The sequence below is a fragment of the Brenneria salicis ATCC 15712 = DSM 30166 genome, from assembly GCF_003315515.1.
Taxonomy (GTDB): domain Bacteria; phylum Pseudomonadota; class Gammaproteobacteria; order Enterobacterales; family Enterobacteriaceae; genus Brenneria; species Brenneria salicis.
Map to the genome: position 1 here is coordinate 113,172 of NZ_QNRY01000003.1, position 21,013 is coordinate 134,184.

At 55.0% G+C, this 21,013-nt stretch carries 18 protein-coding genes and 1 pseudogene; 18 read left to right on the forward strand and 1 reads right to left on the reverse strand.

Features of this window, described 5'->3' with window-relative positions; genetic code table 11:
• The first annotated feature begins 554 nt into the window (after positions 1 to 554).
• The 15 genes and pseudogenes from hybO (at position 555) to DES54_RS02915 (ending at position 15,804) form a co-directional block, all read left to right on the forward strand.
• Positions 555 to 1,694 (forward strand): hydrogenase 2 small subunit, encoded by a 1,140-nt coding sequence (hybO, locus tag DES54_RS02845; RefSeq protein ID WP_113865110.1) that lies wholly within the window; start codon positions 555 to 557, stop codon positions 1,692 to 1,694.
• 3 nt (positions 1,695 to 1,697) lie between these two features.
• Positions 1,698 to 2,726, forward strand: coding sequence for a hydrogenase 2 operon protein HybA (hybA, locus tag DES54_RS02850; RefSeq protein WP_113865111.1), 1,029 nt, complete (start codon positions 1,698 to 1,700; stop codon positions 2,724 to 2,726).
• On the forward strand, positions 2,713 to 3,912 hold the full coding sequence (gene hybB, locus DES54_RS02855) for a Ni/Fe-hydrogenase cytochrome b subunit (RefSeq protein WP_113865112.1): 1,200 nt from the start codon (positions 2,713 to 2,715) through the stop codon (positions 3,910 to 3,912). Before hybA ends, hybB begins: the two co-directional genes overlap by 14 nt.
• The gene (gene hybC / locus DES54_RS02860) at positions 3,890 to 5,596 is read left to right on the forward strand and encodes a hydrogenase 2 large subunit (RefSeq protein WP_113865113.1); all 1,707 of its coding nucleotides are present in this window, start codon (positions 3,890 to 3,892) and stop codon (positions 5,594 to 5,596) included. Before hybB ends, hybC begins: the two co-directional genes overlap by 23 nt.
• Positions 5,596 to 6,114, forward strand: coding sequence for a HyaD/HybD family hydrogenase maturation endopeptidase (locus DES54_RS02865; protein WP_113865114.1), 519 nt, complete (start codon positions 5,596 to 5,598; stop codon positions 6,112 to 6,114). Before hybC ends, DES54_RS02865 begins: the two co-directional genes overlap by 1 nt.
• 91 nt (positions 6,115 to 6,205) lie before the next feature.
• Positions 6,206 to 6,639: pseudogene (gene hybE, locus DES54_RS02870) on the forward strand (hydrogenase-2 assembly chaperone).
• Positions 6,632 to 6,973 (forward strand): hydrogenase maturation nickel metallochaperone HypA, encoded by a 342-nt coding sequence (gene hypA / locus DES54_RS02875; RefSeq protein WP_113865115.1) that lies wholly within the window; start codon positions 6,632 to 6,634, stop codon positions 6,971 to 6,973. The pseudogene hybE and the gene hypA overlap by 8 nt, the downstream one beginning before the upstream one ends.
• Positions 6,974 to 7,018: 45 nt before the next feature.
• Positions 7,019 to 8,035, forward strand: a complete 1,017-nt coding sequence (gene hypB / locus DES54_RS02880; protein WP_113865116.1) for a hydrogenase nickel incorporation protein HypB — start codon at positions 7,019 to 7,021, stop codon at positions 8,033 to 8,035.
• Entirely contained in the window at positions 8,026 to 8,313 is a 288-nt protein-coding gene (gene hybG, locus DES54_RS02885; protein ID WP_113865117.1) for a hydrogenase maturation factor HybG, read from the forward strand. The genes hypB and hybG overlap by 10 nt, the downstream gene beginning before the upstream one ends.
• Entirely contained in the window at positions 8,300 to 9,415 is a 1,116-nt protein-coding gene (hypD, locus tag DES54_RS02890; RefSeq protein WP_113865118.1) for a hydrogenase formation protein HypD, read from the forward strand. Before hybG ends, hypD begins: the two co-directional genes overlap by 14 nt.
• 65 nt (positions 9,416 to 9,480) lie before the next feature.
• Positions 9,481 to 10,494, forward strand: coding sequence for a hydrogenase expression/formation protein HypE (gene hypE / locus DES54_RS02895; protein ID WP_113865119.1), 1,014 nt, complete (start codon positions 9,481 to 9,483; stop codon positions 10,492 to 10,494).
• A 172-nt stretch (positions 10,495 to 10,666) separates the two neighbouring features.
• The gene (hypF, locus tag DES54_RS02900; RefSeq protein WP_113865150.1) at positions 10,667 to 12,979 is read left to right on the forward strand and encodes a carbamoyltransferase HypF; all 2,313 of its coding nucleotides are present in this window, start codon (positions 10,667 to 10,669) and stop codon (positions 12,977 to 12,979) included.
• A 355-nt stretch (positions 12,980 to 13,334) separates the two neighbouring features.
• Positions 13,335 to 14,663, forward strand: coding sequence for a heme anaerobic degradation radical SAM methyltransferase ChuW/HutW (hutW, locus tag DES54_RS02905; RefSeq protein WP_113865120.1), 1,329 nt, complete (start codon positions 13,335 to 13,337; stop codon positions 14,661 to 14,663).
• A 13-nt stretch (positions 14,664 to 14,676) separates the two neighbouring features.
• Positions 14,677 to 15,153 (forward strand): heme utilization cystosolic carrier protein HutX, encoded by a 477-nt coding sequence (hutX, locus tag DES54_RS02910; protein ID WP_205680163.1) that lies wholly within the window; start codon positions 14,677 to 14,679, stop codon positions 15,151 to 15,153.
• A 21-nt stretch (positions 15,154 to 15,174) separates the two neighbouring features.
• Positions 15,175 to 15,804, forward strand: coding sequence for an NAD(P)H-binding protein (locus tag DES54_RS02915; protein WP_113865121.1), 630 nt, complete (start codon positions 15,175 to 15,177; stop codon positions 15,802 to 15,804).
• Positions 15,805 to 16,312: 508 nt separating this feature from the next.
• Here the strand turns inward: DES54_RS02915 and DES54_RS18765 are convergent.
• Positions 16,313 to 16,564 (reverse strand): hypothetical protein, encoded by a 252-nt coding sequence (locus DES54_RS18765; protein WP_240634912.1) that lies wholly within the window; start codon positions 16,562 to 16,564, stop codon positions 16,313 to 16,315.
• Here DES54_RS18765 and fdnG point away from each other — a divergent pair.
• The 3 genes from fdnG to fdoI are packed head-to-tail and all read left to right on the forward strand — an operon-like array spanning position 16,458 to position 21,009.
• Entirely contained in the window at positions 16,458 to 19,460 is a 3,003-nt protein-coding gene (gene fdnG / locus DES54_RS02920) for a formate dehydrogenase-N subunit alpha (RefSeq protein ID WP_240634910.1), read from the forward strand. The two genes, DES54_RS18765 and fdnG, sit on opposite strands and share 107 nt — an antisense overlap.
• A 12-nt stretch (positions 19,461 to 19,472) precedes the next feature.
• Complete coding sequence (gene fdxH, locus DES54_RS02925) at positions 19,473 to 20,393, forward strand: formate dehydrogenase subunit beta (protein ID WP_113865123.1); 921 nt, start codon at positions 19,473 to 19,475, stop codon at positions 20,391 to 20,393.
• Positions 20,380 to 21,009 carry a formate dehydrogenase cytochrome b556 subunit gene (gene fdoI, locus DES54_RS02930; RefSeq protein WP_113865124.1) on the forward strand — a complete coding sequence of 210 codons (630 nt, stop codon included), beginning with the start codon at positions 20,380 to 20,382 and terminating at the stop codon, positions 21,007 to 21,009. Before fdxH ends, fdoI begins: the two co-directional genes overlap by 14 nt.
• The last annotated feature ends 4 nt before the right edge of the window (positions 21,010 to 21,013 follow it).

Here is a 21,013-nt window from a genome sequence, read left to right on the forward strand (position 1 = left end):
CTTCAGCAACAAGAATAGGCGTTGAAAGCCGGGTTTATTCTGTATTCCGCCAACAAAGATAACCAATATTTATTGTGCCAGGGGTATTCGGTTATCAGGCATTTTCTTCCGTTGTAATTCAGGGCGTTTGGAATTTTTTTAAACTAAAATACTTAAAGTAAGTAATTTTATTTATAATTTATCAGGCAGAAAAAATACCTTTCCGTGCTTATGAATAAATAAATATCCATAAGGAGCTTTTGTGGAAAAATCTTTTTATATCATGTTGCTATTTGTTTTTATTTAGATGATTGCATAAGGTGATTAATTGATTTAACTCATTAAATATCAATAAGGCGATAATGTTCTAATGTTATTGCGATTATTTCTCATTTAAAAAATATCTCCATTCTTTTAAATAGACGCGGTGCGTATTAAGTCACAGTTATAACAGAAACAATAAATCTATTGCCCGAGCGATTGATAGAGATCAAGTCTGTTAACTTAAATTACTCCTTACCATACCCACACACATACTGTGTGTTACTCCGTTCAGGTACAGGAGAATAATAAAAATGAGTGGGGAAAATTTACGGCTTTCCCATCATGGCGTGACTCGCCGTGATTTTATGAAGTTATGTGCGGCACTGGCGGCATCAATGGGATTGGCGGATTGCGCAGCGGCAGAGATTGCCAAGTCAATCAGTGCTCCTCAGCGCCCGCCGGTTATCTGGATCGGCGCGCAGGAGTGCACCGGGTGTACGGAAAGCCTGTTGCGGGCAACGCATCCAACCATTGAAACTCTGTTGTTGAATACCATCTCGCTGGAATATCACGAAGTGCTTTCCGCCGCCTTCGGCGAGCAGGCGGAAGAAAACAAACATCGTGCCGTTGAACAATATAAAGGGAAATTTGTTCTGGTGGTTGATGGCTCGATACCGATGAAGGATGGCGGTATCTATTGCATGGTGGCGGGCAAGCCGATTGTAGATCATATCCGCGCAGCGGCGGAACATGCCGCCGCCATTATCGCCATCGGTTCCTGTTCGGCCTGGGGCGGCGTACCGGCGGCAGGCGTCAACCCAACCGGCGCCGTCAGTTTGCAGGATGTGCTGCCCGGCAAGACGGTCATCAATATTCCGGGTTGTCCGCCGAATCCCCATAATTTCCTCGCCACCGTCGCCCACATCATCACTTACCAACGTCCGCCCGCCCTGGATGCCGAGGGGCGGCCTACCTTTGCCTACGGGCGCCTGATCCATGAAAACTGCGAACGGCGGCCGCATTTCGACGCCGGACGTTTTGCCAAAGAGTTTGGTGATGAAGGCCATCGGCAAGGATGGTGCCTCTACCATCTGGGCTGTAAAGGCCCGGAAACGTACGGCAACTGTCCGACGCTGGAATTTTGCGACGTGGGCGGCGGCATCTGGCCGGTGGGGATCGGACATCCCTGCTACGGCTGTAATGAGAAAGGGATCGGGTTTACCAAAGGTATCTTCCAACTGGCCAACGTAGAAAATCCCACGCCGCGCGTCGAAAAACCGGACATCCATCGTCCGGAAGGCGGCGAGATATCGGCGACGGCCGTCGGGTTGATTGGCGGCGTACTGGGGGTGGTGGGCGGCGTCAGTCTGATGACCGTGCGTGAGTTGGGGCGTCAGCAAAAGCAGAGCCAAAGCCAGCAAGACGCCGGAAACGGACCCCGGGAGGGTTAAGCCGTGAACAGACGCAATTTTTTCAAACTGGCTTCCGCCAGTGCGTTACTGGTCGGTAAGCCATTGACCAGCCAGGCCGCGGCGCAGAACAAACCGCCGATCCCCGGCGCGTTGGGTATGTTGTATGACTCAACACTGTGCGTCGGCTGTCAGGCGTGCGTGACCGAATGTCAATTGGTCAACCAATCGGCCTACAATCCTGACAGCAAGATCTATGCGGGCGGTTCGGCAATCTGGTCCAACAATGACAAGCTGAGTCCTTACACCAATAACATCATCCAGGTATGGCGCTCCGGCGACGGGAAAAACAAGGATCAGGCCGACAACGGCTACGCCTACATCAAGAAACAGTGCATGCATTGCGTCGATCCCAACTGCGTATCGGTCTGTCCGGTCACGGCCCTGAAGAAAGACGCCAAAACCGGCGTGGTGCACTACGACGCCAGCATTTGCACCGGCTGTCGTTACTGCATGGTGGCCTGTCCGTTCAATATCCCCAAATATGACTATGAAAATCCGTTCGGCAAACTGCATAAATGCGAACTGTGTAATCAGCAGGGGCTGGAACGCCTGGATAAAGGCGGCCTGCCGGGTTGTGTGGATGTCTGTCCGACAGGCGCGGTGATTTTTGGCACGCGTGAAGAATTATTAGCCGAAGCGAAACATCGTTTGTCATTGCAGGCGGGAGAAGAGTACCGCTATCCGCGTCAGACGCTGGCGAAAAAGGATACCTATCTCCACACCGTAGCGAAATACGATAAGCATGTTTACGGCGAAAAAGAGGCCGGCGGTACGCAGGTGCTGGTGCTGGCGGGCGTGCCTTACCAGAATCTGGATCTGCCGGAACTGGCCGAGCTTTCCACCGGCGCCCGCTCCGAAAATATCCAGCACACACTCTACAAAGGCATGGTGTTGCCGCTGGCGGTGCTGGCCGGGCTATCGGTTCTGGTGCATCGCAACACCCGGTCTGACCGGGCGGATCACCACCCGGAAGCCGATAGGAAAAAGGAGGACAATCATGACGGCGCATAAAGCGAGTCCATTAGGCGGACGTCTGGTCAGTTGGCCGATCATGTTGCTGGCGCCGTTTATCGTGCTGTGCGCGCTACTGATCGTAAAACGTCTGGTGTTTGGAATTGGCGATGTCGCGGCGCTCAATGGCGGCTACCCGTGGGGGATTTGGATCGCGTTCGATCTGCTGGTAGGCACCGGTTTTGCCTGCGGCGGCTGGGCGCTGGCCTGGGCGGTCTATGTGTTTAACCGTGGAGAATATCATCCGCTGGTGCGTCCGGCGCTGTTGGCCAGCTTGTTCGGTTATTCGCTCGGCGGGCTGTCGATCACCATCGATGTAGGACGCTACTGGAATCTGCCGTACTTTTTTATTCCGGGCTTTTTCAATACCTCATCGGTGCTGTTTGAAACCGCGGTCTGTATGACGATCTACATCGGCGTCATGGCGTTGGAGTTCGCGCCGGTGATATGTGAACGCATGGGATGGAAAGTCTCGCTCAAGCGTCTGAACAACGTGATGTTCTTTATCATTGCGTTGGGCGCGCTGTTGCCGACCATGCACCAGTCATCGATGGGTTCATTGATGATTTCCGCCGGCTATAAAGTTCATCCGCTGTGGCAGAGCTATGAGTTATTACCGCTGTTCTCGCTGCTGACCGCCTTCATCATGGGTTTTTCCATCGTGATGTTTGAAGGTTCGCTGGCGCAGGCCGGATTAAAAGGGCGCGGGCCGAATGAAAAACACCTGTTTGCCCGTTTGACGCAAATCATTCAGGTTCTGCTGTTGCTGTTTGTGATATTGCGGTTCGGCGAATTAATCTGGAATGACAAAGTGGGCTATCTGTTTAAAAGCGATCGTTTTGCGATAACGTTCTGGTGTGAAGCGGCGCTGATGATCTTCCCGCTGGTGGCGTTCCGTTTCCAACGCTTCCGCCACGATTCACGCCTGCTATTCATGGGCGCGTTGAGCCTGTTGTTCGGCGCGGCCTTATGGCGGCTGAGTTATTCCTTGCTGGCTTTCAACCCCGGCGGCGGCTATCACTATTTCCCCGCGACGGCGGAAGTGTTGATCTCCATCGGTTTTGTGGCGATTGAAGTCTGCGCCTACATCTTGTTAATCCGGCTGTTGCCGGTACTTCCCGCGCTGGAAGGCGTTCATAAGAATTATCAGGCCGAGGTAAAGCATGAGCCAACGCATCACCATTGATCCTATTACTCGTATCGAGGGACACCTGCGCATTGACTGCGAAATCGAACAGGGGAAAGTCACCAAGGCCTGGTCATCCGGCACCATGTGGCGCGGTATGGAAGAAATCGTCAAAGGTCAGGACCCGCGCGACGCGTGGATGATTGTGCAGCGTATCTGCGGCGTATGCACCACGGTGCATGCCATTGCTTCCGTGCGTGCGGTGGAAAATGCCCTGCAACTGAATGTGCCGGTCAATGCCCAATACATCCGTAACCTGATCCTGGCGGCGCACAGCATCCACGATCATATCGTGCATTTTTATCAGTTGTCCGCGCTGGACTGGGTGGATGTCACCTCCGCCCTTGACGCTTCGCCGCAAAAAGCGGAAGCGTTGCTGAAAGGGTTATCCGACTGGCCGTTGAACAATGCGGCGGAATTCGCCAAAGTGCAGCAAAAGCTGAAAGACTTGGTCGCCAGCGGTCAACTGGGGATTTTCGCCAACGGCTATTGGGGACATCCGGCGATGGCGTTGCCGCCGGAAGTGAATCTGATTGCGGTCGCCCACTATTTGCAGGCGCTGGAGTGTCAGCGCGACGCCAACCGTATTGTGGCGATCCTCGGCGGCAAGACGCCGCACATCCAGAACCTGGCGGTAGGCGGCGTGGCGAACCCGATCAATCTGGATGCGCCCAGCGTGCTGAATCTGGAACGCCTGATGTATGTGAAATCGTTTATCGATCGGTTGAGCGACTTTATCGAACAGGTTTACAAAGTGGATTGCGCGGTGATCGCGGCGCACTACCCTGACTGGCTGAGTCTGGGTAAAGGCGCCGAACACTATCTCAGCGTCCCGGAACTGCCGACCGATAACCAGGGCGGCAGCTTCCTGTTGGCCGGCGGCTATCTGGAAAACGGCGACGTTGCCAGCTATCGCCCGATCACCAGCCACACCGATCCCTTTCTGATCGACGGCATCAAGGAAAGCGGCAAACACGCCTGGTATCAGGACGATGAACCGCTGGCGCCATGGGAAGGATTGACGCGACCGAACTACACCGGTTGGCAGGATGAAGGCAAATACACCTGGGTGAAAGCGCCGACCTTCTACGGCAAGACGGTTGAGGTGGGGCCGCTGGCATGGCTGCTGTGCAGTCTGGCGGCCAAACATCAGGATACCGAAGCCCACTATGCGCAGGTGGCGGCGGCCTACCAGACACTGACGGGACAAGCGCTGAAAGAGGAACACCTGCATTCCACATTGGGCCGGGTGATCGGCCGTACCGTGCATTGTTGCGTGTTGAAGGATACGCTGGCGCAGCAATGGCAGGCGCTGGTCGCCAACATTGGCAACGGCGATCACCAGACGTTTATCAAACCTGATTTATCGCCGGATACCGAGTTCCGCGGCGTCGGGTTTGGGGAAATGCCGCGCGGCATGCTGTCGCATTGGATCGTCTTCAAAAACGGTAAAATCACCAACTATCAGGCGGTGGTGCCTACAACCTGGACATCCGGGCCGCGTAACTTTGAGGGGGTTGCCGGCCCTTACGAACAGTCGCTGGTGGGTACGCCGATCGCCGATCCGCATAAACCGCTGGAAGTGGTGCGAACCATCCACTCGTTTGATCCGTGTATGTCCTGTGCGGTGCATATCGTGGATACGGTTGACGGCAGCGAAGTGACGCGGGTTAAGGTGCTGTGATGAACATACTGGTGTTGGGGGTGGGCAATCTGCTGTTAAGTGATGAGGCCATTGGGGTGCGGATCGTGGAAGCGTTGGCGCAGCGTTATACGTTTGCGCCGCCCATCGACATCGTTGATGGCGGCACCTGCGGACTGGAACTGATGGACGCGATGGCAAAACGCGATCACCTGATCGTCGCCGATGCGGTGCTGACCGGGCAAGCGCCAGGCACGGTGACGATACTGCGCGACAGCGAAGTGCCTGCGCTGTTTACCCGCAAAATTTCCCCGCACCAGTTGGGTTTATCCGATGTGCTGATGGCGTTGCAACTGACGGAGGAATTTCCGCGCCGACTAACGCTGATTGGCGTCGAACCCGCTTCTCTGGAAGTACATATCGGTTTGAGTGCAACGGTAAAACAGGCGCTGGAGCCTGCGTTACAACAGGTTGTCGCCGCATTGCGGCAAAGCGGCGTTACGGTGAGTGAACGAGGCGAGGTCTGGAGTGAAGAGGTCGATAGTGAACAGCACATCTGATGTGACCGATGTGCACCGGATAGCGGGTGAGCGCAATGCAACGTCGTCCATTGTGCGTCATGATGAACATCCGGCAGCGTGGCTGGAGCGGATGTTTACGACGATTGCCGATGAAAAAATGCGTTCGTTGCCGTTTTTTCGTGTGGGCATCCCGGTGCGCGCCTGCGGTTTTACCCTATTTGAGCAGCAGTGGGTCGGTTGTCTGCTGACGCCCTGGATGATGAGTTTGCTGGTTCTTCCGGGGCCAGGGCAGGTCTGGCCGGACAGGACGTGGCCGATCGTCTGGGGCTGGCGCTCCCTTGCGGGAATGTGACGTTTATCGTTGGCGAGATGGCGGGAAAGCAATATCTGTCCTGCTCGCTGATGTCGCCCATCAATAGCCGGTTACGCGCGGAGCAGGCGGTTTCACTGGCTGAGCAGAGTGCGAAAATGGCGCTGTCGTTGCCGGTGGCGGATACCGATGCGCCGCATAACCGCCGTCGCCGCGAACTGTTTAGCCGAAACCGGAGTGAACCACATGCATGAAATTTCCATGTGCTACAACGCGCTGGAATTGATTGAGCAGCAGGCGCGTCAACATCAGGCCCGCCGGGTCACTGAAGTCTGGCTGGAAGTGGGGGCGCTCTCCTGTATTGAAGAGAGCGCGCTGCGTTTTTGTTTCGCGTCCGTCTGTCGGCAAACGCTGGCGGAAGGTTGCCGATTGCATATCGCCATCCGCCCGGCCAAAGCCTGGTGCTGGGAATGCAGTGCGGTTATCGACGTGATTGAGCATGGCGCCGGATGTCCGGTTTGCGGCAGTTATAATCTGCGCGTTGATGACGGCGACAGTCTGCAAATCAAACAGTTGGCGATCGAGTAACGGCTTTTTAAGCTTTCTGAAGATTGATAGCGGGAGGAGATCCCTATGTGTAGCACATGCGGTTGCGGTGAAGGAGAGCGCAAAATCGAAGGTGACGAGCATCATCACAAAAACCATCACGATCACGGGCATGACCACGAGCATAGCCATGACCATCATCACGGCGGCAAGATTAAGGGTCGCTGCGTGATTATCCATCACCACCATTATCATGGCGATGTCCATAACCACTACTATGCTTTACCGCCTAAAGGCGTACAGGCTTTGCCGCCTAAGATCGTAAAGGGGGCGAAGCCGATGAAACAAAACGACGCCGAAGAGGGCGACGCGGCGTTTCAGCCAGAGGTCAATGAACAGGATCTGCATTACGGACAAGGCGCGGCGGGAACCCATGCGCCGGGGATCGGGCAGCAACGCCTGTTACAGATTGAAATGGACGTGCTGAGCAAAAATAACCATCTGGCGGAACATAACCGGGAACATTTTAACGCGCAGAATATTCTGGCGCTGAATCTGGTTTCCAGCCCCGGTTCAGGTAAAACCACGTTGCTGACGGCGACGCTGAACCATATCGGGCAGCAGATGCCTTGCGCGGTGATCGAGGGCGATCAGCAAACCACCCATGACGCGGAGCGCATTCGGGCAACGGGCGTGGCGGCTATTCAGGTGAATACCGGCAAGGGATGCCATCTGGATGCGCAGATGGTGCATGATGCGGCCCATCGTCTGCAATTGGCGGATAACACTCTGCTGTTTATCGAGAATGTCGGCAATCTGGTGTGTCCGGCTGGGTTTGATCTGGGCGAACGCGCTAAAGTCGCGGTGCTGTCGGTGACCGAAGGTGAAGATAAACCGCTGAAATATCCGCATATGTTCGCGGCGTCGTCGCTGATGATTGTGAATAAAATCGATCTGCTGCCTTATCTGGATTTCAATCTGGAAGCCTGTGTCGCCAACGCCCGGCGCGTCAACCCGGAAATTCAGGTCATCGCGTTATCCGCCCGTACCGGCGAAGGGATGGAAGCATGGCTTGATTGGCTGGAGGCGCAGCGATGTGCCTAGGCATTCCGGGAAAAGTGGTTTCTGTCGGCGAGGATATTTACCAACCGGCGTATGTTGATGTCTGCGGGGTACAGCGAGCGGTCAATATCGCGCTGGTTTGTGAGGATTCTCCCGCCGATCTGGTGGGACAATGGGTGTTGGTGCATGTCGGTTTCGCCATGAGCCTGCTGGATGAACAGGAGGCGCGGGATACGCTGGAAGCGCTGCAATCCATGCGTGCCGTCGGGCTGGAACTGGATGAATGGCGGCAAAGCGGAGAGGTTCATGCAATACGTTGATGAGTTCCGCGATCCCGAACTGGCGAAAGCCGTGTTGCAACGCATTCGGGCGCTGGTCGCGGAGATGCCGCAGTTGCGGCAACGCCCGTTGCAACTGATGGAAGTGTGCGGCGGCCATACCCACGCGATCTTCAAGTTTGGACTGGATCGGTTGTTGCCGCCGGAAATCGAATTTATCCACGGTCCGGGCTGCCCGGTGTGCGTATTGCCGATGGGACGGATTGATGCCTGTCTGGAAATTGCCGCGCATCCTGAGGTGATCTTTTGTACTTTCGGCGATGCCATGCGCGTGCCGGGGCGCAACGGATCGCTACAGGACGCGCGTCGTCATGGCGCCGACGTGCGCATGGTTTATTCGCCGCTGGATGCGTTGCTGCTGGCGGAGAAAAACCCTGATCGTCAGGTGGTGTTTTTCGGCCTGGGATTTGAAACCACCATGCCGAGCACCGCGCTGACATTGCAACAGGCCAAACGCCGCCACATCAACAACTTTAGCCTGTTCTGTCAGCACATTACCATTGTCCCTACGTTGAACAGTCTGCTGATGCAACCTGACCTGCGCATTGACGGTTTTTTGGCGCCGGGGCATGTCAGTATGGTGATTGGCGCGTATCCTTATCAAGCGTTGTGTGATCGGTTCCATAAGCCGTTCGTGGTCACCGGGTTTGAACCGCTGGACATTTTGCAGGCGCTGTTGATGCTGGTCAGCCAGATTCACGCCGGACGTTGCGAGGTGGAAAATCAGTATCGCCGCATTGTGCCGGATGGCGGCAACCCATTGGCACAGCAAGCCATGCAAGACGTTTTTACCACCAAATCCAGCAGCGAATGGCGCGGTCTGGGAGAAATAGCCCAGTCCGGTATGCAACTGCGCGAGGCGTATGCCGATTTTGATGCCGAGCGCCGGTTCAAACCCCGGCAGCAGCGGGTGGCTGATGAACCGGGATCGCGCTGCGGCGATGTCCTGACCGGGCGCTGCAAACCCGCGGATTGTCCGCTGTTTGCCCAACGCTGCACGCCGCAGAATGCTATCGGGGCATTGATGGTGTCCTCCGAGGGCGCGTGCGCGGCTTATTATCAGTATCGGCGGGAGTGTGCCTGAAAATGCCCAGAACAATGGTAGTCAGTACAATGGTAGCTAGCGCAACACGGCCTTTGCCGGAACACATGCCCACAGAGATTACGCTGGCGCACGGCAGCGGCGGACGGGCGATGCAGCAGTTGATTGAACAACTGTTTATGCAGGCGTTTGATAATCCGCTGCTGGGACAGCGCGAAGATCAGGCCAGATTGCCGCTTGCCGCATTGACGCAACACGGTGATCGGCTGGCGTTCACCACCGACAGCTATGTTATCGATCCGATCTTTTTTCCCGGCGGCGATATCGGCAAGCTGGCGGTGTGCGGCACGGCGAATGATATTGCGGTCAGCGGCGCGCAGCCGCGTTATCTCTCCTGCGGTTTTATCATTGAAGAAGGTTTCCCCGGCGCGGATTTGCTGCGCATTGTTGAATCTATGGCGCGAACCGCTCGTGATGCCGATATCGAGATAGTGACCGGCGATACCAAAGTGGTGCCGCGTGGCGCGGCTGATAAGATTTTTATCAATACCTCCGGTATGGGCGTTATCCCGACGACGCTTCACTGGGGGACAAGCGAGATCCGCCCCGGCGATAAAATTATCGTCAGCGGGACGCTGGGCGATCACGGCGCGACGATCCTCAACCTGCGCGAACAACTGGGGCTGGAAGCCGAGTTATCGAGCGATTGCGCGGTACTGGCGCCCTTGATTGCGCCGTTGCGTGAGATTGCGGGGGTGCGTGCGCTGCGGGATGCGACGCGTGGGGGCGTGACCGCCATTTTGCATGAGTATGCGCAGGCCAGCGGCTACGGTATGGAAGTGAATGAAAGCGCGTTGCCGCTGAAACAGGCGGTGCGCGGCATCTGCGAAATTCTGGGGCTGGAGGCGTTGAACTTCGCCAATGAAGGCAAACTGGTGCTGGTGGTATCGGCGCAAGCCGAGCCAGCAGTATTGGCCGTGTTGCGAGCGCATCCACTGGGGCGGGGCGCCGCGACGATTGGCGTGGTGACCGCAACGCCGCAGATTCGCCTGTGCGGGGTGTTTGGCGCGTCGAGATTGTTGGATTTGCCGCATAATGAGCCGATGCCGCGGATCTGCTAGGCGCTATTTTTCAGCTATATGCAAGCATAGGTGATCATTTCGTGCGTGGTAAGCATCGGTATTTCTCTGTGAATATCGCGCGGCATGAAAATACCTTTCTCTTCGCGCACGAAATAGCACTGAACTGACATAGAAATCTGTCTAAACAGGCAAGGATATCCTCCACGTGAGCGTGAACCATAACGGCGTTCAAATCCGCATCAAAGGCAAAGTGCAGGGCGTCGGGTTTCGACCCTATGTCTGGCAATTGGCGCATCGGTTCAAGCTGTGCGGTGATGTCAGTAATGACGGCGCGGGGGTGGTGATCCACCTTTATCAGTCGGTAAATATTGAACGCTTTATGGCTGAACTGCCCGTAATGTGCCCACCGTTGGCGCATATCGATAGCCTGACCTGCCAGCCGTGGCAGTGGGCCGCCATACCCACGACATTTGTGATCGAACACAGCGGCGCCGGTCAGATGGATACGCAAGTGGTGCCGGATGCGGCAACCTGTGAAGCCTGTCTGCACGAACTGAACGATCCGGCTAATCGCCGCTATCGCTACCCGTTCATCAACTGTACCCACTGTGGTCCGCGTTTTACCATTATTCGCCGGATGCCCTATGACCGCCCGTTCACCGCGATGGCGGACTTCCCGCTCTGTCCGCAATGTCTGGCCGAATATCAGCACCCGGCTGATCGCCGTTTTCATGCCCAACCCAATGCTTGTGCGCAATGCGGCCCGCAAGTCTGGCTGGTTTATGGCGCAGCGGCGCAGCGGGCTGAGGGGGATGAGGCGATCCGTCTGGCGGCCAACGCTTTGTTGGCCGGGGATATCGTGGCGATTAAAGGGCTGGGCGGCTTTCATCTGGCCTGTGACGCCACCAATACGCAGGCGATTGAACGCTTGCGGCAGCGCAAACATCGCCCCGGCAAGCCGCTGGCGGTGATGCTGCCGGATGACGGATGGCTTGAGCAATGCGCCGTCGTCGCGGATATTCCCGCCGCGTTGCGATTATTAAACAGTACGGCGGCGCCGATCGTGCTGTTGCCGCGGCGACAGGATGGCCCGCTATCCGAGAAAATTGCGCCCGGCTTGGGTGAAGTTGGACTGATGCTGCCCGCCAATCCGCTGCAACATCTGTTGCTGGCACAGGTGGCGCGCCCGTTGGTGATGACCTCCGGTAATGCCGGCGGCAAACCGCCGGCGTTGACCAATGCACAGGCGATGACGCAGCTTGTCGGCATTGCCGACCGGTGGTTAATGCACAATCGTGAGATTGTGCAACGCGCCGATGATTCGCTGGTCAGGCTGCATAAAAACAGGGCGGAGATGTTGCGTCGGGCGCGGGGTTACGTGCCGGATGCCTTGCCGCTGCCGCCTGGGTTTAGCGCACAGCCTGCGTTGCTGGCGATGGGGGCGGATTTAAAGAATACCTTTTGTCTACTGCGTGATGAAAACGCGATTGTCAGCCAGCATCTTGGCGATCTGGCAGACCGCGACGTTGAGCAGCAATATCGTCATGCTATCGCCTTGTTTGAGGATATTTACCGTTTCATTCCCGATGCGATAGTGGTTGACGCGCATCCCGGTTATATCAGTCATCGTCTGGGAAAACAGCTGGCTGAACAGCGGCAGATCCCCTGTATTGAGGTGTTGCACCATCACGCGCATATTGTGGCTTGTCTGGCCGAACATCAGTGGCCGCGAGATGCCGGGCCGGTTATCGGGCTGGCGCTGGACGGTATGGGTTATGGGGCTGATGGACAGTGGTGGGGCGGAGAATGTCTGCTGGCGGATTATGCGCAATGCCGACGCATTGGCGGCCTTCCTGCGGTGGCGTTGCCCGGCGGCGATCTGGCTGCGCGTCAGCCGTGGCGTAATCTGCTGGCGCAGTGGCTGCGGTTTGTGCCTGACTGGGCCGTACTACCGCAAGCAACCGCCATCCCGACGGAACCCGCCAGGCTACTTGCTAAAGCGATCGAACGCGGCATCAATGCGCCGTTGTCATCATCAACCGGGCGCTTATTTGATGCGGTGGCGGCGGCCAACGGATTTGCCGCCCTCAGCCAGAGTTGGGAAGGGGAAGCCGCCTGCTGGCTGGAATCGCTGGCGTGGCAAAGCACGCTTCACCACGCGCCCGTGGCGAGTATTCCCGTAACCATGCCATTGCGCGAGGATAATCAGCTTGATTTATACACGTTCTGGCGGCAGTGGCTGACATGGCGGGCCAATCCCGCAGACAAAGCGTATGCCTTTCATTCTGCGCTGGCGCAAGGGCTGGCGGCATTAGCCAGACGTAGCGCGATACGTTACGGCAGCAACACCGTGGCGCTATCGGGCGGCGTTATGCATAACCGGCTGCTTTCCCACCTGCTGCACCGTCACTTGCTGGGGATGACCGTGTTGCAGCCGCAGCGATTACCGGCGGGAGATGGCGGGCTGGCGTTAGGGCAGGCATTGATTGCGGCGGCATCTAATCATTATTCGCATGAAGAATAATTAATAAAACTATGCTGGTTTTATTTATCTTGCTGTTTATTCGGACGGTTGTTTATTGGCGTTCTTTACATCTTAAATATATATTCAATATTAGCGGATTAACAAATTTTAATAATCCATATTTCAGTATCAATTTTATAACAATAATAGCATGTTTTGTTTTTAGTGTATTGAATTACAATGAAACACATTTCATCTGTTAGACCGATTCAACATTTTTTCCTTATTGTCACGTTAACAAGAATAAGGTTTTTTGCTATCCCTTTATTACGGTTCCTGTTATTCATTAGGGCTTATTGATAAATAAAACGGGCTGTCATTTAATTTGTCATATTGCTTTTGATAGGGGCCGTTAATGAATATCGATCTTACGCCATATTATGCTCAGCCCGGTGAACAGCCATTTGGCGCGCGGCGTATGGCAATGCCCTGGCGCAATCATTCGCCGCTTTCACCTGAACAAATCCCCGCCAGTTGGCAAACTTTGCAACAGCGGATTTTGCCTGCCCGCAAGCGTCTGCTGTATCTGCATATTCCTTTCTGCGCGACGCACTGTACCTTCTGCGGCTTTTATCAGAATAAATTGCGTGACGATAGCACCGAAACCTATACCCGTTATCTGTTGCAGGAACTGGCAATGGAAGCGGATAGCCCGTTGCATCAGTCGGCGCCGATTCATGCCGTCTATTTTGGCGGCGGTACGCCGACCGCGTTGGCAGCCAACGAGCTCGCGCGGATAATTACCGCGATCCGTACCTCGCTGCCGCTGGCGCCTGATTGTGAAATTACCGTCGAAGGCCGGGCGATGGATTTTGATGATGAACGCATTGACGCTTGTCTGGATGCGGGCGCCAACCGGTTTTCCATCGGCATTCAGACGTTCGACAGTCGTATACGTCAGCGCATGGCGCGCACCTCGGATAAACAGCAATCCATCCGCTTTCTGGAGCGTCTGTGCCAGCGCGACAAGGCGGCGGTGGTTTGCGATCTGATGTTTGGTCTGCCGGGACAAACGACGGAAACCTGGCAGGAAGATCTGAATATTATCAGCGGATTGCCGCTGGATGGCGTCGATCTTTACGCCCTGAATTTATTACCCGCCACGCCGCTGGCGAAAGCGGCGGAAAACCAACGGATCACCCTGCCGGACGTGACCGTCCGACGTGATTTTTACCTTCGCGGCGCGGCATTTCTGGCTGAGGCAGGCTGGCATCAACTGAGCAATAGTCACTGGGCCAGAACCACCAGAGAGCGCAATCTATACAACCTGTTGATTAAACAGGGGGCGGATTGTCTGGCGATGGGGAGCGGCGCGGGCGGTAACCTGAATGGTCAGGCTTATATGCTGGAACGCGATCTTGAACGTTATTACCACACGCTGGATCAAGGACGGAAACCGATCATGATGATGACCCCGGCCAGCCCGAGCGGTCCCTGGCAGCATCAGCTTCAGGCGGGTATTGAAGTCGGGCGCGTCGTCTTGCCGCAACTGACGCGTCGCGCCGATGCGCTTCAGCCGTTGCTGAATCAGTGGCACCACGCGGGATTAACCCGTGATGATTCCCCCTGCCTGCGTTTAACCGATGATGGCCGCTTTTGGGCAAATAATCTGATGCAGGCATTACAACAAATTATTCCGCAGTTGAATGCTGAAGATCATGCACATGACGATCGTGCGCATTAAGGAAAACTTACTGATGACATTACAGGATTTACTCGCCACCAACCCTGATGGCACACTGGAAGATATCGCCAGTCAGTACCACACATCACTATTTGAGGTGGTCAAGGCGCTGCCGGAAGCACAGTGCGCCACTGTCGCGGGCGAACGGTTTGATGCGGTGTGGCAGGCCATCACCGACTGGGGCGAAGTCACGCTCATCAGCCATACCGCCGATGCGATTCTGGAGTTTAAAGGCGAGTTGCCGGGCGGGACGCACCGCCACGGCTATTTCAATCTGCGCGGCAAGACGGGGTTCAGCGGACATATTCGAGCGGTTAACTGTCGGCACATTGCTTTCATTGAGCGTAAATTCATGGGGATGGACACCGCCTCTGTGGTGTTTATTAATGTAGACGGTGAGGCGATGTTTAAAGTATTCCTGGGACGGGATAGCCAGCGCCAGTTGCTGACGACGCAGCTTGAGGCGTTTCGTGCATTGGCAAGCGAATGATATTCATGAAAAGGAGCATCTATGGCATGGTTACTTTTTGGCGCAGGTCAGGGCGTGGGGGCTTGTTTATTACAACGGGCGATAGAATGTGAGCAGCCGGTGGTATTGGTGTTGCGCAATGCTGAACTGGCGGCGCATTGGCGAGCGCAAGGGCTTAACGTCGTGCTGGGCGATGCCTGTGATGCGGATGTGGTGGCCAAAGCCTGCCAGTTGGCGGGCAAATCCGCCATTGTGGTTTCCACGATGGGCGGCGGCGGCGTCAATTATCAGGGACACCGAACGGTGATTGATGGCGCGGAGCAGGCGGGCATCAAACGCATGTTGCTGGTGACGTCGCTGGGCTGCGGCGACAGTTGGCCGCAATTATCGCCACGCGCCAGGGCCGCATTCGGTTTTGCCGTGCGTGAAAAGTCACTGGCGGAAAGCTGGTTGCAGAGTAGTTCGCTGGATTACTGCATTGTGCGCCCTGGCGGTCTGTTGGATGTGGTTGCCACGCATAATGCTAAATTGACGCAAGGGGCGGCCACGCTGGGGCTGGTGTCGCGTCAGGATGTGGCGCTGGCCATCGACCAGCTTTTGCAGCAACCGGTGTTCGGCAATCAGATTTATCACCTCATCGATCCTGAACTTGAACTTCCCGCCATGCCATAGCCTGATGCGTATTTCATACGTATGCGGCGATTGATGGCTGCTGGATGTTGGTCGGCGTTATGTTGTTTAGTCAACGGACCGATTTGCTCTCTTTTTTGATCGATCGTTCAGCTTTAATGTCATTTAACTGACTGCGTTATTCCCGTTACATGGGTAAGTAATATTATCACCCCCGCGCGGAAATGTTTTTATAGCATTCAATTAATGAGTAATATAAAAAGCGATATCTGTAATGCCGTTATTATTTACTAATAGTATCATCGCCATCCTTTATTTCATTCCATCTACAATTCCTTCTTAATAGCGCGAAATTCGTCATTCGTTATGCAATTTATTATATATCGTTGTGCTGTGGTGATAATTTCTGGTTGAGAATGATTTTCATTTAAATATGGGGTTTGCTTATAAAATCGGCGGTTTAACGTCTTTATGTGATGATAATGTTATTATTGGGATAAATAGTTGAGGTTTTTTTATTTCATCGCATAATGCATATTGTTAGTGTGGTTTATGACTGCACGGCAGTCAGTTTATTCTTGCAATATAAAAACAAAATAAACGTTCCTGCCAGATTTTTATTTTGAGCGGTGTGGTATGAGGAGCTTTCCATGCAGGTCAGCAGACGACAATTTTTTAAAATATGTGCGGGTGGCATGGCCGGAACAACGGTTACAGCATTAGGTTTTTCCCCTTCAGTAGCACTGGCCGAAACCCGGCAATATAAACTTCTACGCGCCAAAGAAACGCGCAACAACTGCACCTATTGTTCCGTTGGATGCGGTATTTTAATGTATAGCCTTGGCGACGGGGCGAAAAACGCCAAATCCTCCATTTTTCATATTGAAGGCGACCCGGATCATCCGGTTAGCCGGGGTTCGTTATGCCCAAAAGGGGCGGGGTTGATCGATTATATCCATAGCGATCAGCGGCTTAAATATCCTGAGTATCGGGCGCCCGGCTCGGATAAATGGCTGCGCATCAGTTGGAATGAGGCATTCGATCGCATTGCCCGCCTGATGAAAGCCGATCGGGATGCCAATTTTATCGAGAAAAACAGCGACGGCGTCACCGTTAACCGCTGGCTGACAACCGGCATGTTATGTTCGTCGGCCGCCAGTAATGAAACCGGGATGCTGGATTTCCGTTTTAACCGCGCGCTGGGGATGCTGGGGATTGATACTCAGGCACGCCTGTGTCACGCCCCCAGCGTGTCGGCGCTGGGGCCGACCTTCGGGCGCGGCGCGATGACCAACAATTGGGTGGATATCAAGAATGCCAACGTGGTGCTGGTGATGGGCGGCAACCCGGCGGAGGCGCACCCGGTCGGGTTCAAATGGGCGGTGGAAGCTAAAATCAAAAACGCCGCAAAACTGATCGTGGTCGATCCGCGCTTTAACCGTACCGCGTCGGTAGCCGATCTTTATGCGCCGCTCCGCGCCGGTTCGGATATCGCCTTCCTGCTGGGCGTGGTTCATTACCTGATGAGCAACAATAAAGTGCAGATGGAGTATGTGAAGTCATACACCAATGCCAGCCTGCTGGTGCGCGCAGACTATGGTTTTGATGAGGGGTTGTTCAGCGGTTATGACCCGCAGGCGCGTAAGTATGAACGCACGTCATGGCAGTATGAACTGGATGAAAACGGCTTTGCCCGGCGAGATCTCTCCCTCACCGATCCGCATTGTGTCTGGAATTTGCTTAAACAGCACGTCAGCCGCTACACGCCGGAAGTGGTTTCGCGTATCTGCGGCACGCCGCAAGATCAATTTCTGACGATTTGCGACATTCTGGCATCGACTTGCGTACCGGACAGAACGGCGACCATTCTGTATGCGCTGGGCTGGACGCAGCATACCAATGGTTCTCAGATGATACGCGCCGCAGGCATCATCCAATTGCTGTTGGGCAATATCGGTATGATCGGCGGCGGAATTAACGCGCTGCGCGGGCACTCGAATATTCAGGGCTATACCGATCTGGGATTGTTGTCCCTGCGTCTGCCCGGTTACATGGATTTGCCGTCCGAAAAGCAGACCACCTTGCAGGATTATCTCTCACAAATCACGCCGCAGGCGCTATTGCCCGACCAGGTGAATTACTGGAAGAACACGCCGAAATTTTTTATCAGCCTGATGAAAAGTTTGTATGGCGATAAGGCGCAACCAGAAAATGACTGGGGTTTCGACTGGCTGCCCAAGTGGGATCAAAGCTATGACGCGCTCAACTACACCCAAAGAATGATTGAAGGCAAGGTCAACGGCTATATTGCGCAGGGCTTTAACCCGATCGCCGCGTTTGCTGATTCCAATAAAGCGCGCGACGCGCTGAGAAAACTGAAGTTTCTGGTCATTATCGATCCGCTGGCGACGGAAACGTCCAATTTCTGGCAGAACCACGGTGAATTGAATGACGTCGATCCCGCGCAGATCCCAACGGAGGTCTTTCGTTTGCCCTCCAGTTGTTTTGCGGAAGAGAACGGATCGATCGTGAATTCAGGTCGTTGGCTGCAATGGCACTTCAACGGCGCGGAACCGCCGGCGGAAGCGTTGCACGACGGGGTGATCCTGGCCGGAATTTTTTTGCGCCTGCGGGAGATGTATGCCACAGAGGGCGGTGCGAATCCTGAGCCGGTCCTCAATATGGCGTGGAATTATCTCAACCCGGAAGATCCGTCGCCGGAAGAGGTGGCGAAAGAAGGCAATGGTTATGCGTTGGCGGATATTTATGACGATCAGGGGAATCTGGTGCTGAAAAAAGGGCAGTTGCTGTCTGACTTTTCGCAACTGCGTGACGATGGCACCACCGCCAGCTACTGCTGGGTTTATGCCGGGTGTTGGACCGAGCAGGGGAACCAGATGGCCCGGCGGGATAACGCCGATCCGTCAGGTCTGGGCAGTACGTTGGGCTGGGCCTGGGCATGGCCGCAAAATCGCCGCATTCTGTACAACCGCGCATCGGCGGATGAACAGGGCAATCCGTGGGATGCGAAGCGTGAACTGATCCGCTGGGATGGTCAGCGCTGGATCGGTATCGACACGCCGGATTACGGCAATGCCGCGCCCGGCAGCGGCGTTGGGCCGTTCATTTTACAGGCGGAAGGCCTGGGACGGCTGTTTAGCATCGACAAGCTTACCGATGGGCCATTCCCTGAGCACTATGAACCCGTCGAATCGCCGTTGGAAAAAAGTCCGTTGCATGAAAGCATCCGTTTTAATCCGGCGGCCCGGTTGTATGCGTTTGATAAACAGCGCATGGGCAGCGCCGCGAAATTCCCGTATGTCGCCACCACCTATTCCATTACTGAACTGTTCCGCCATTGGACGAAACATGCGCGGCTGAACGCCATCGTGCAGCCGGAGCAGTTTGTCGAGATTGGCGAGGCATTGGCCGAACAGAAGGGAATTCGGGCCGGCGATATGGTGAGACTCAGCAGCAAACGCGGTTATATCAAGGCGAAAGCGGTGGTCACTAAACGTATCCGCACGCTGATGATTGAAGGCAAGCCGGTGGAAACCATCGGCGTGCCTTGTCATTGGGGGTTTGAAGGCACCACGCAGAAAGGGTTTCTGGCAAATATCCTGACGCCGCACGTCGGCGATGCCAATACCCAAACGCCGGAATACAAGGCGTTCCTGGTTAATGTGGAAAAGGCGTAGCGGAGACAGATTATGGCCATGCAATCACAAGATATTATCCGTCGCTCCGCGACCCATTCTCTGACGCCGCCGCCGCAGGCGCGCGATCACCAGGAACCCGTCGCCAAACTGATTGACGTCACCACCTGTATTGGTTGCAAAGCCTGTCAGGTGGCGTGTTCGGAATGGAACGACATTCGTGATGAGGTCGGACATAACGTCGGGGTTTATGATAACCCGACCGATTTGACGGCCAAATCCTGGACGGTGATGCGTTTTTCGGAAGTGGAAGAGCAAGGCAGGCTGGAATGGCTGATCCGCAAGGATGGCTGTATGCACTGCGCCGATCCGGGTTGTTTGAAAGCCTGTCCGTCGGAAGGCGCGATCATTCAGTATGCCAACGGCATTGTCGATTTTCAGTCAGAACACTGCATCGGCTGCGGTTACTGCATCGCGGGGTGTCCGTTCGACGTGCCGCGGATGAATAAACAGGATAACCGGGTTTACAAATGTACGCTGTGTGTGGATCGGGTGGCGGTAGGGCAGGAACCCGCCTGTGTCAAAACCTGTCCGACCGGGGCGATCCATTTCGGCGCCAAAGCCGCGATGAAGGATCTGGCGGCGGAACGGGTGCTCGATCTCAATAGCCGCGGCTACGACAACGCCGGGTTATACGATCCGGTGGGCGTCGGCGGAACGCACGTCATGTATGTGTTGCACCATGCGGACAAGCCGCAGCTTTATCACGGCCTGCCGGACAATCCGACCATTAGCCCGACGGTAACGTTCTGGAAGGGGATTTGGAAACCACTGGCGGCTATCGGTTTTGCCGCCACCTTCGCCGCCAGCGTATTCCATTATGTGGGCGTCGGGCCGAATCGCGTGGAAGAAGACGATGACGAAGAGGGCGCGGATACGGCGCATCATGAGGACAAGCAACATGAAAAAGAATAATCGAATTCAGCGCTACAGCGCGCCGGAACGGATTAATCACTGGATTGTGGCATTCTGTTTTATGTTCGCCGCCATCAGCGGTCTGGGTTTTTTCTTCCCCTCGCTCAACTGGATGATGAATGTTCTTGGTACGCCGCAATTGGCGAGAATTCTCCACCCTTTTATGGGGGTGGTGATGTTTGTCGCTTTTCTGTTAATGTTTTTCCGCTACTGGAAACACAATCTGATCCGCCGTGATGATATTGAATGGGCCAAAAATATTCACAAGATTGCCAGAAATCAGGAGGTCGGCGACACAGGCCGGTATAATTTTGGCCAGAAGTGTGTGTTCTGGCTGGCTATTATCAGCCTGGTGCTGTTGCTGGCCAGCGGCATTGTCATGTGGCGACCGTACTTTGCCGACGCGTTCCCCATTCCGATCATTCGTCTGGCCCTGCTGGTTCATTCGCTGGCGGCGGTCGGGTTGATTATCGTTATTATGGTGCATGTTTATGCAGCGCTATGGGTGAAGGGAACCATTACGGCGATGGTGGAAGGTTGGGTATCGACGTCATGGGCGAAGAAACATCATCCACGCTGGTATCGTGAGCAACAACGTAAACAACAGGAAAAGTAACCCT

Excerpts from the sequence above, each read along its gene's own strand:
- fdxH (WP_113865123.1), top strand. The coding sequence starts at position 19,473 with ATGGCCATGCAATCACAAGATATTATCCGTCGCTCCGCGACCCATTCT.
- hybG (WP_113865117.1), top strand. The coding sequence starts at position 8,026 with ATGTGCCTAGGCATTCCGGGAAAAGTGGTTTCTGTCGGCGAGGATATT.
- hybO (WP_113865110.1), top strand. The coding sequence starts at position 555 with ATGAGTGGGGAAAATTTACGGCTTTCCCATCATGGCGTGACTCGCCGT.
- hybC (WP_113865113.1), top strand. The coding sequence starts at position 3,890 with ATGAGCCAACGCATCACCATTGATCCTATTACTCGTATCGAGGGACAC.
- hypB (WP_113865116.1), top strand. The coding sequence starts at position 7,019 with ATGTGTAGCACATGCGGTTGCGGTGAAGGAGAGCGCAAAATCGAAGGT.
- fdoI (WP_113865124.1), top strand. The coding sequence starts at position 20,380 with ATGAAAAAGAATAATCGAATTCAGCGCTACAGCGCGCCGGAACGGATT.
- hybB (WP_113865112.1), top strand. The coding sequence starts at position 2,713 with ATGACGGCGCATAAAGCGAGTCCATTAGGCGGACGTCTGGTCAGTTGG.
- DES54_RS02915 (WP_113865121.1), top strand. The coding sequence starts at position 15,175 with ATGGCATGGTTACTTTTTGGCGCAGGTCAGGGCGTGGGGGCTTGTTTA.
- fdnG (WP_240634910.1), top strand. The coding sequence starts at position 16,458 with ATGGCCGGAACAACGGTTACAGCATTAGGTTTTTCCCCTTCAGTAGCA.
- hutW (WP_113865120.1), top strand. The coding sequence starts at position 13,335 with ATGAATATCGATCTTACGCCATATTATGCTCAGCCCGGTGAACAGCCA.
- hutX (WP_205680163.1), top strand. The coding sequence starts at position 14,677 with ATGACATTACAGGATTTACTCGCCACCAACCCTGATGGCACACTGGAA.
- hypA (WP_113865115.1), top strand. The coding sequence starts at position 6,632 with ATGCATGAAATTTCCATGTGCTACAACGCGCTGGAATTGATTGAGCAG.
- DES54_RS02865 (WP_113865114.1), top strand. The coding sequence starts at position 5,596 with ATGAACATACTGGTGTTGGGGGTGGGCAATCTGCTGTTAAGTGATGAG.
- hypE (WP_113865119.1), top strand. The coding sequence starts at position 9,481 with ATGCCCACAGAGATTACGCTGGCGCACGGCAGCGGCGGACGGGCGATG.
- hypD (WP_113865118.1), top strand. The coding sequence starts at position 8,300 with ATGCAATACGTTGATGAGTTCCGCGATCCCGAACTGGCGAAAGCCGTG.